Origin of the sequence: Herbaspirillum sp. B65 (genome assembly GCF_000333555.1) — a bacterium.
Taxonomy (GTDB): domain Bacteria; phylum Pseudomonadota; class Gammaproteobacteria; order Burkholderiales; family Burkholderiaceae_D; genus Herbaspirillum; species Herbaspirillum rubrisubalbicans.
Map to the genome: position 1 here is coordinate 1 of NZ_BADI01000769.1, position 8,833 is coordinate 8,833.

Consider the following 8,833-nt stretch of genomic DNA (forward strand, 5'->3'; position numbering starts at 1 on the left):
ACCATAGTGTGGAGGCGGACAAGTTGATTATCCACGCCGAACAACTGGCGGCGTATGGAAGTAAAGACGCCATTACGACGAACAGTCTGTATTTCGACGTCGGCAGCAACACCCTCAGCGTGATTCAAGCAGGTAAGAAATACGGGGATATCGTAGTCGATGGTATAGGAACAGGCGCGGATCATATTGAGCTTCGCCATGCCAGTGGCGTCACCGCTATCGATCTACGCAGTCTTTCTGCATATAGTGGCGCTGCGCCGACGCTATGGGCGCCTACGGTGCCCAGCGACAGCGCGTCGATCCTCGCTACCAATGATGTCGCCTCGCTTTACGACACGCTCGCGCGTGGTTTGCGCATCAATAGTACTTCGGTGTTACAGGCATGAGTTCCCCACGAGATAACACCGCCTTGGGCCTGCTGGGATGGATGGCGGCAATTGGCACCACCCATAACCGGCTCACCACGGCTGATTTTCTGGTCAGGCTGGAGGCAGCACTTCAGGTGGGGCAATTGAATATCTTGCACCGCCAAGGCAAGCCGGTGGCCTGGCTGATCTGGCGCAAACCATCCCCGGAGATTTGGGAATGCATCCGGCGCCATTGTGGAAATGATTTCTCTGCCGAGGCTGCATCTCTTGAAGATCATCTCTGGCTGGATTTCTGGGTTCGACCGTTTGGATGTGATGCCGCTCTGGGTCAATTGGTGGCACAGATCTTCATTGAGCGGGGAATCGCGCAACCCAAGCTATGCTGGCATGATCCCAGCGCGGGAAATGGCAAAGGGCATTGGCATGTCGGCGTCGCCGTTGAGGACTTGCCAGGAGTAGAGATGCTGCAGTCGTTACGGCCAGGGAGATGATGTTCCAATGAGTTCCTTGATCCACACCGATGGTTTGGCCGCGCCATCCCCGGCAGTATTTGAACAATGGATGGCTGATTTCGGAGATGTTCTCGCCTTGGCTCAACGATCCAAGGTGCAGGCCCACTATCCGCTGGCCATCCTCCGTGCGCGTATCTTCCCCTCTCTATGGACGCATCAGTATCTGATTCTCCGTAAGCAAGGTAAAGCCGTTGCTTTCATTAATTGGGCTTGGTTAAGCGAGGAGTTATCCGAGCGGTATCGCCATTCGCAATGCTATATCGCGCCGGAGCAATGGAATAGCGGCCATTGCTTATGGTTCATGGAAATGCTGGGTTCGGAATATCTTGGGGAATTGTTATTGGGTCTGAGAAAAATAATCCCGCGAGATACCCTGGCGCATTGGCATGAAATAAAGGAGATTGGCGCACATTCAGGACGAGTGCGTACCGCTTCGTTCGGGCCTTTTCCCAAATCCACAGAGTGAAGAAACGAGTCAGGATGGGTTTCAAGCCGCGACATCATAGCGAATCGAAACCTCCCCCTTCTTGACGCGCACCGATTCGATCCCGATCTTGCCGATCTCCCCCAGCGTGGCCACATGCGTGCCGCCGCAAGGATAGGCCGGCAGGTCGCCGAAGCCGATCGTGCGCAAGCCGGCCTCCAAGGACAGCACGCACGCCAGGTCTTGCGCAAGGAGCGCATTGCAGCGGCGCTCGATTTCTTCTGCCTCAAGTTCCTGCGCAGCTTCGCCGCCTACACCCACACTCACGCCCACGACCCGCCCTTCACCCGGCCAGTGATGGGCCTTGGTCGGCTTCCATCCCAGTTGCGCCATCACATGACCGATCACGTGACCTGCCGAGTGCAGCCGGGTATGCAATTGGCGTGGTTGGGCATCGACCCTCGCTACGGCAGGGCCAGGCGCGACCGCAGCGTTGGTGTAATGGAGGATGTCGTCGCCTTCGCTGACCACCCGTAGCACCTCCACCTCGCCCAGCCAGCCCACATCGCTGGGCTGTCCGCCTCCTTGCGGATGAAATGGCGTGGCCGACAGGCGCACGGCGTGGCGGCCATCCTCCAGCGGGGTGCAACTCAAGATTTCGATATCAGCACAGAGGGCTGGCTGGGTCAGGTATAGACGTTCGGTCATGGCTTGCCTTTCTAGCTTGCAGCGGTAGCGGGAAATTGTATCGCTCGTGCAAAGTTGCGATAATCCGCCGTCGAAGCAAATATTCTTTGCGCCATGAGCACAAATCAAAGCATCGCCTTGTTGAATGAAATGGCGGTCTTCGCCAAGGTAGTGGAGACCGGCAGTTTCTCGGAAGCGGCGCGCCAGCTGGGCGCCACACCGTCTGCCATCAGCCGCGCCATCGCCCGTCTGGAAAAGGCGCTGGGCACGCAATTGTTGCAGCGGACCACGCGCAAGCTGCGGCTGAGCGAGAGCGGGCGCGAGATCCACGAGCGCTGCCGCGATATGCTCCATGCCGCCCAGGCGGTGTTGGCCGTATCGGGTTCCTTCGAGGCCGTGCCGCAAGGGCAGGTGAGGGTGAGCGTGCCCAAGGCGGTGGGGCGTTACCTGGTGCATCCGCATGTGCCGGATTTCCTGGCAAGTTATCCTGAGGTCGATGTGCTGTTGAGGCTGGAGGACCGCTACATGGATCTGATCGACGACCAGGTCGACCTGGCCATCCGCATCACCGACAAGCCGCCGCCGGGCTTGATGGGGCGCCGCCTGATGCGTATCGACCATCTGCTCTGCGCCACGCCCGCGTATCTTGCGGCGCATGGCACACCGACCCATCCGCAGGCGCTCAAGGCGCATAGCTGCATCTATCTGGGGGAGGCGCCGGCCGATGCGCAGTGGCGTTTTCGTCGGCACGGCAAGGCGGTCCATGTCGAGGTGCGCGGTCGTTATGCGGCCAACCATACCGGGGTGCGGCTCGATGCAGTGCTGCGCCACATCGGTATCGGCAGCCTGCCGTATTTCATCGCCCGGCCGGCGCTGGAGGCGGGCAGTATCGTCCAGGTCCTGCCGCAGTGGACCTTCCGCACGCATTACTGCGGTGACCTGTGGGCGCTGTATCCGGCCACACGGCATTTGCCGCCCAGGCTCGGGGCTTTCGTCAATTTCCTGGCGCAGCGCCTGGCCGAGGAGCCGACCCTGGGCGGCGCGGGGCGGGCCTAGGGATCAGGCCGCGGGGCGGCTCCAGACATGGAAGCTGCCTTCCATGGCCGACATGGCGGTAATCACGGTCTCGTAGTTGCGCTCGTCGTCGTAGCCCGGCAGGCGCAGTTTCATGGCCTCCATCAAGGCTTCCAGACCTTCGGCATCGTTGGGGACCAGCACGCTCTTGCTGCCCTCGGCAGTCTGGCCAGCGAGGATCCACTGCGGCTGCGGCACGCTGCCTTCGCTGATGCGGATGGTGACCTCGCGCACTTCATTCCAGGCAATCCCTTCGCGCTTGGCGCCGCGTACCATGGTGTGGATTTCTTCATCATCGAATTCCACGCTGATGGCGCGCGCCTGCTGTGCTGCGTGCTTGGCCGGCGACAATTCGGCGGCGCCCGGCGCCTGCACCCGCCAGTCGGTCTTGCGTACCTTGGGCGGGACCAGGCGGTTCTTGATCTGCTGGCCAAAGGCGAAGGCGGCGCCGAAGGACAGGCCGGCGATGAGCCCATAGAACAGGCTGGCATCGTTGGACATGTAATGGATGCCGGCCCACAGCCCGGCGGCCAAGGCGGCTACCAGGCCCAGCAGGGAGAACAGGACGGGGACTTCACGCGGCGGGCGGGGATCGGGCTGGTCGGACATGGATAAGGGATCTCTGGAATGCAGGAATGGCCCGCATGGTAACCCGCGGCGAGGGCGGCGGCTACCGGCGGCGTAATTTTCTTGCCGGTGGGGCGCACGGGAAGCCCGTGGCGGGCGCGGGTCTTGGTACAATCGCGGTTTCGAGCTCCAACCCTATCGTATTTTCTTCCCATGATCGACATTCAACTCCTCCGTAAAGACATCGACAATGTCGCAGCCCGCCTGGCGGCCCGCAAGTTCGTCTTGGACGTGGCCGGCTTCAATGCGCTGGAAGCCGAGCGCAAGCAGATCCAGACCCGTACTGAAGAATTGCAGGGCAAGCGCAATAGCCTGTCCAAGCAGATCGGTATGCTCAAGGGCAAGGGCGAAGACGCGTCGGCAGTGATGGCCGAAGTCAACGGCATCGGCGATGAGTTGAAGGCCTCGGCGACCCGCCTGGATGAAGTGCAGCAGCAGATGACCTTGTTCCTGCAGGCGGTGCCCAACCTGCCGCACGAGTCGGTGCCGGTGGGCAATGATGAAAACGGCAACGTGGAACTGCGCAAGGTGGGCGCGCCCCGCCAGTTCGATTTCGAGATCAAGGATCATGTCGATGTCGGCGCACCGCTGGGCCTGGACTTCGATACCGCCACCAAGCTCACCGGTTCGCGCTTCGCAGTCCTCAAGGGGGGCATTGCTCGCCTGCACCGTGCGCTGGCGCAGTTCATGCTGAACACCCATACCATGGAGCATGGCTATACCGAGTGCTATACCCCCTACATCGTCAACGCCGACAGCCTGCGCGGCACCGGCCAGTTACCCAAGTTCGAGGCTGACCTGTTCGCGGCCAAGAAGGGCGGACAGGAAGGCGAGGCCGAGAATGCCGCGCTGTACCTGATCCCCACGGCCGAAGTGCCGCTGACCAACTTCGTGCGGGATGAAATCGTCGCTGGTGATGCGCTGCCGATGAAGTTTACCGCCCATTCGCCGTGCTTCCGCTCGGAAGCCGGTTCCTATGGTCGCGACACCCGCGGCATGATCCGCCAGCACCAGTTCGATAAGGTGGAAATGGTGCAGATCGTCCATCCCGAGCAGTCCTACGCAGCCCTGGAGGAGATGCTGGGCCACGCCGAGACCATCCTCAAGAAGCTCGGCCTGCCGTATCGCGTCATCACCTTGTGTACCGGCGACATGGGCTTTGGCGCGGCCAAGACCTATGACATCGAGGTCTGGCTGCCGGCCCAGAACACCTATCGTGAAATCTCCTCGGTCTCCAACTGCGAAGCCTTCCAGGCGCGCCGTATGCAGGCCCGCTTCCGTAATGCCCAGGGCAAGCCGGAACTGCTGCATACCTTGAACGGTTCGGGCCTGGCCGTGGGCCGCACGCTGGTGGCGGTGCTGGAAAACTACCAGCAGGCCGATGGCAGCGTGGATATTCCTGAAGTCCTGCAACCCTACATGGGAGGCGTGAGCAAGCTGGTGCCGGGCGTCTGATGCCTTGATTCGCTTGACCCGCTTGGTCTGTGCAGGCCACAACGGCTGCCTCTGAAAGGGGGCAGCCGTTTTTTTGCGCCGCTCACCTGGGCTGCGGAAACGTTTTCTTCAGCGACCTGGCTCGCCGTCCTTGAGCGCCCAGGAGAAGGTGGCCGGGATGCGGCGTTCGATGAAGAGGCTATTGCCCTGGATCTTCTTGGCCTGCTTCTTGGCGCGGGTGGCGGCCGAGGCGATCTGGTGCGGGGAAGAGTATTGCGAAGGTTCGATCTTCACTGCGCCCAGCGAGACCGAGACCAGTGGGTGGAAGATCCGGTTGCCCTGGCGGTCCTCGGTGAAGTAGCCGCCGCGCTGCACGTCTTCGTCGTAGTACAGGCCACGTGTCTCGGCCGTGAAGTTGTCGAGCATGGTGCGGCAGCGCTTTTCCCAGTCTTCGCTCTGGAACATGATGAGGAAATCGTCGCCACCGATGTGGCCGACGAAGTCCAGGTTGGGGTCGCAGGCCTGTTGCAGCAGGCGGCCCGTGGCCTGGATCATATCGTCGCCCTTGCGATAGCCGTAGACGTCGTTGAAGGGCTTGAACTGATCCAGGTCGCAATAGCAGATGCAGAATTCCACCCCGCTGTGCAGCAGGTATTCGATGTGGTCATTGATGGGTACGTTGCCCGGCAATTGCGTCAACGGGTTGGCGTGGCGCGCGGCGTCGATCTGCATCTGGGTGATTTCGCGCAGCAGGTCGTGGCCGGTGCCCAGGCCCATGTACTGGCCGCGGTCGGTGATGATGAAGCCGTTGGAGAGGTGGTGCGATTCGGCCTGCACCAGCAGGTTGGACAAGTCCTGCAGGCTGGTGTCCTGTTCGGTCAGGATCGGGTTGGGATCCATGAAGAAGGCGCAGGAGCGCTTGCCGTACAGCTCCCGTCCATACAGGCGGGCAAAGCGTTCGACCATGCTGTAGCGGTTGATCAGGCCGATCGGCAAGCCATTGCTGACCACCGGCAGGGCCTGCAATTGCGGGTCGTTGACGAACATGTCGTAGGCCGCGTCATTGGTCACCTCGGGGCTGACGTACTGGGTCTCGCGCAGCAGCTTGGCCACCGTGGCGCTGCGCTTGCCGGGGCCGTACTTGTTGGCGGCAAGCGGCACCTTGTCGCGGCGCAGGGTCTTGGAGACATCATCCGGGATCGACATGGGTGGCTCCGGTAGGGGGCGCGAGATATGGTAGCCCTGGCCGCAGGCAATGCCGAGGTCGCGGATGGTGAGCAACTCGGCCTGGGATTCGATGCCTTCGGCAATCACGATGGAGCCGGATTTTTCGGCAATCTCCTGGATCGAGCGCACGAATTGCAGCTTCATCGGATCGTGGTTGATGCCTTGCACGAAGTGCATGTCGACCTTGACGTATTCCGGCTGCAGCTCGGACCACAGGCGCAGGCTGGAAAACCCCTCGCCGAGGTCGTCGATGGCGATCTGGAAACCCATGTCGCGGTAATGCATGGCGGCATTGCGCAACAGGGCGTAATCGTAGGTGGGCTCGTTCTCGGTGAGCTCGATGATGATGCGCTGCGGGTTCACCCCTAGCTTTTCCAGGTAGCGCAGGGTCTCGCCCTGGATCGCCTCGGGCTGCATCAGCGCGCCCGGCGAGACGTTGAGGAACAGGTTGCCCGGCAAGCTCAGTTGGGCGAAGCGGGTCAGCACGATGTGCCGGCACAGGTATTCCATCTGTACCGACAGGTTGTGCGCGCGCGCCACCTTGAACAATGACAAGGGCGAATGCAGGGGCGTATTGGAAGGACCCCGGATCAATCCTTCATAGCCCAGGATTTCTCCATTGCGCATCCGCACGATGGGCTGGAACAGGGCCGACAGCTTGCGCTGGGCAATGATCTCGTGCAGCAGCGAGAGCATCGGATCATCGGCGCCGCGCAGGGCCGCACCTGAGGCGCGGGCGATCAGGTCGACGACTTCTGCGCCGAGCGGGAAGGTTGTGCTGGATAGGGGCGCCATTTGGCTGGATCGGGGTCTGAAAGTTCCAAAGAACGGCAAATAGTTTACCGATGCTAGAAGTGATTTATGACAAGATGATGATAAGCAATTCATACTTTCCATTTTGTGGATGAAGGCTTATTCATGCTGTCAATTGCGAATGAATTTCGATGGCGGGAAGATAATTTTTTTAAAGATTTTTCAAAAAATAGTTCCACTCTGAAAATAATTCTGCTATAGTCGCTGTCTTTGCTGCACCACGCAGTGAAACGACCGAAGTTAACCGGAGAGGTGGCAGAGTGGTCGAATGTACCTGACTCGAAATCAGGCGTACGGTTTCCCGTACCGTGGGTTCGAATCCCACCCTCTCCGCCAGTTGGCTCATCAGTTGTGGCAGTTGTAGAGATAAGGCTCTGAATTTTCAGGGCCTTATTTTTTTGTCTGTCGATTCGGCGGCGGTGCCGGTGTGAGTCGATGCAACCGCAGGCAGTACTGGTTGCCCGGTGTTTTTTGAGGGGGAGACACCGGTCTGCGTCAAGTTCGTCCCATTGAGTGGGACGTATCATCCGATTCGATGGCGTGGCCACGATGCATCGGTCTTGTTGTTCATCCCGCTCGCCAAATTGTCCTGCCGTCCAAGGTGTCGGCTTGTTATATTCGTCCCATACATTTGCCTTCGTAGCGGGCTCCTCATGTCCTTGAATCGTCTGTTCCGGCTCATTTCCGTTGCCTTGCTGATGCTGTTCCTGGTATTTGCGATGGCCTTGGTATGGACGGAGTGGAGCACTTATCGCAGCGGCGCCAAGAGCGTGCCGGCCTTGCACCACCTGCGCTTGGCGCTGCAAGCCATGGAAAAGGTCTCGGCCGAGCGCGGCTCGGCCAATGCCATCATGGGCGCATCGGTACAACAGGCCCAGGACTTGCAGCAAAAGATGGCGCGCGCGCGCAGCCAGACGGATGCCGCCCTGGCCGCCTTGCATGGGGTACTGGAGGCCGATGCAAGACTGCGCCAGTCGTGGGCAATGGACAAGGTGCGCACCGTCGAGCAAGGCCTGGGGGCGGCGCGTGCCAATGTCGACCACGTTGCCGGGCTGGCGCAGCAGGATCGCAGCGACGTGCTGGTGCTGGCGGCAGTGGGCAGCATGGTGGACCTGATGCCGCCGATGATCCGGGTGGTCAGTGAACTGGGTAATGAAGTCGACCGTGCCGACCCCAGCTTGCGTGATGGTCTGGCAGCGGTGCGTGCAGCGGCCAGCCTGCGCGAGTATGCCGGGCAGGTCGGCTCACGCTTCGTGGCGCCCTTGATCGCGCGCCGTCAACTGACCAAGGATGAAGTCATCGAAATCGGCAGCCTGTATGGCCGCATCGAATTGCTGCGCAGCTTCATCGGGGCCCAGATGGCGACCTATTCCAATAGCCCGGAATTCGCTGCCGCCCAGGACCGGATGGACAAGGAGTATTTCGACGGCGCCTTCCAGTTCCTTGATTTCCTGTTGCAGACCGGGCTGAACTCGGGCAATTACAGCGTCACGCCCGACGACCTGTTCAAGTTCTACGTCCCCCAGATGGTCGCCATCACCGACCTGCGCGACCTGCTGCTGGCTGATCTCATGGAACGGGCTGAAAGCCACAACTTGCGGGCGCGCAATCTGCTGGTGCTGGTGGTGAGCCTGACGCTGATCGCCTGCCTGTTCTTCCAGTTGCTG

Annotated in this window: 9 protein-coding genes and 1 tRNA gene; 7 read left to right on the top strand and 3 right to left on the bottom strand. The window is 60.7% G+C overall.

Annotated elements, in window-relative coordinates:
- From I5W_RS18060 to I5W_RS18070, 3 genes are all read left to right on the top strand, one after another.
- Nucleotides 1–386: hypothetical protein (locus I5W_RS18060; protein WP_044530266.1), on the top strand; the 386-nt coding region annotated here is incomplete at its 5' end.
- Between the two features lie 23 nt (nucleotides 387–409).
- Nucleotides 410–859, top strand: a complete 450-nt coding sequence (locus I5W_RS18065; RefSeq protein WP_159106136.1) for a toxin-activating lysine-acyltransferase — start codon at nucleotides 410–412, stop codon at nucleotides 857–859.
- A gap of 16 nt (nucleotides 860–875) precedes the next feature.
- Nucleotides 876–1,346 (top strand): toxin-activating lysine-acyltransferase, encoded by a 471-nt coding sequence (locus I5W_RS18070; protein WP_252717096.1) that lies wholly within the window; start codon nucleotides 876–878, stop codon nucleotides 1,344–1,346.
- Between the two features lie 21 nt (nucleotides 1,347–1,367).
- Here I5W_RS18070 and I5W_RS18075 read toward each other — a convergent pair whose 3' ends face one another.
- Nucleotides 1,368–2,012: a serine-tRNA(Ala) deacylase AlaX gene (locus I5W_RS18075; RefSeq protein WP_044530268.1), complete on the bottom strand. Its 645-nt coding sequence runs from the start codon at nucleotides 2,010–2,012 to the stop codon at nucleotides 1,368–1,370.
- Nucleotides 2,013–2,105: 93 nt separating this feature from the next.
- On the opposite strand from I5W_RS18075, the gene I5W_RS18080 reads away from it, so the two are divergent.
- Nucleotides 2,106–3,047, top strand: coding sequence for a LysR family transcriptional regulator (locus I5W_RS18080; protein WP_044530269.1), 942 nt, complete (start codon nucleotides 2,106–2,108; stop codon nucleotides 3,045–3,047).
- Nucleotides 3,048–3,050: 3 nt separating this feature from the next.
- Here I5W_RS18080 and I5W_RS18085 read toward each other — a convergent pair whose 3' ends face one another.
- On the bottom strand, nucleotides 3,051–3,674 hold the full coding sequence (locus tag I5W_RS18085) for an anaphase-promoting protein (RefSeq protein ID WP_252717097.1): 624 nt from the start codon (nucleotides 3,672–3,674) through the stop codon (nucleotides 3,051–3,053).
- A gap of 171 nt (nucleotides 3,675–3,845) precedes the next feature.
- Between I5W_RS18085 and serS the strand changes: the two genes are divergently transcribed.
- Entirely contained in the window at nucleotides 3,846–5,147 is a 1,302-nt protein-coding gene (gene serS, locus I5W_RS18090; protein ID WP_044530271.1) for a serine--tRNA ligase, read from the top strand.
- 108 nt (nucleotides 5,148–5,255) lie between these two features.
- On the opposite strand, the gene I5W_RS18095 is transcribed toward serS, so the two are convergent.
- Nucleotides 5,256–7,148, bottom strand: coding sequence for a GGDEF domain-containing protein (locus I5W_RS18095; RefSeq protein WP_044530272.1), 1,893 nt, complete (start codon nucleotides 7,146–7,148; stop codon nucleotides 5,256–5,258).
- Nucleotides 7,149–7,412: 264 nt separating this feature from the next.
- Between I5W_RS18095 and I5W_RS18100 the strand changes: the two genes are divergently transcribed.
- A tRNA-Ser gene (locus I5W_RS18100) sits at nucleotides 7,413–7,502 on the top strand.
- Nucleotides 7,503–7,819: 317 nt separating this feature from the next.
- The coding region (locus I5W_RS18105) for a nitrate- and nitrite sensing domain-containing protein (RefSeq protein ID WP_044530273.1) at nucleotides 7,820–8,833 on the top strand (1,014 nt) is incomplete at its 3' end.

Coding starts and splice junctions, on each gene's coding strand:
- I5W_RS18095 (WP_044530272.1), bottom strand. CDS start 7,148: ATGGCGCCCCTATCCAGCACAACCTTCCCGCTCGGCGCAGAAGTCGTC.
- I5W_RS18075 (WP_044530268.1), bottom strand. CDS start 2,012: ATGACCGAACGTCTATACCTGACCCAGCCAGCCCTCTGTGCTGATATC.
- I5W_RS18080 (WP_044530269.1), top strand. CDS start 2,106: ATGAGCACAAATCAAAGCATCGCCTTGTTGAATGAAATGGCGGTCTTC.
- serS (WP_044530271.1), top strand. CDS start 3,846: ATGATCGACATTCAACTCCTCCGTAAAGACATCGACAATGTCGCAGCC.
- I5W_RS18085 (WP_252717097.1), bottom strand. CDS start 3,674: ATGTCCGACCAGCCCGATCCCCGCCCGCCGCGTGAAGTCCCCGTCCTG.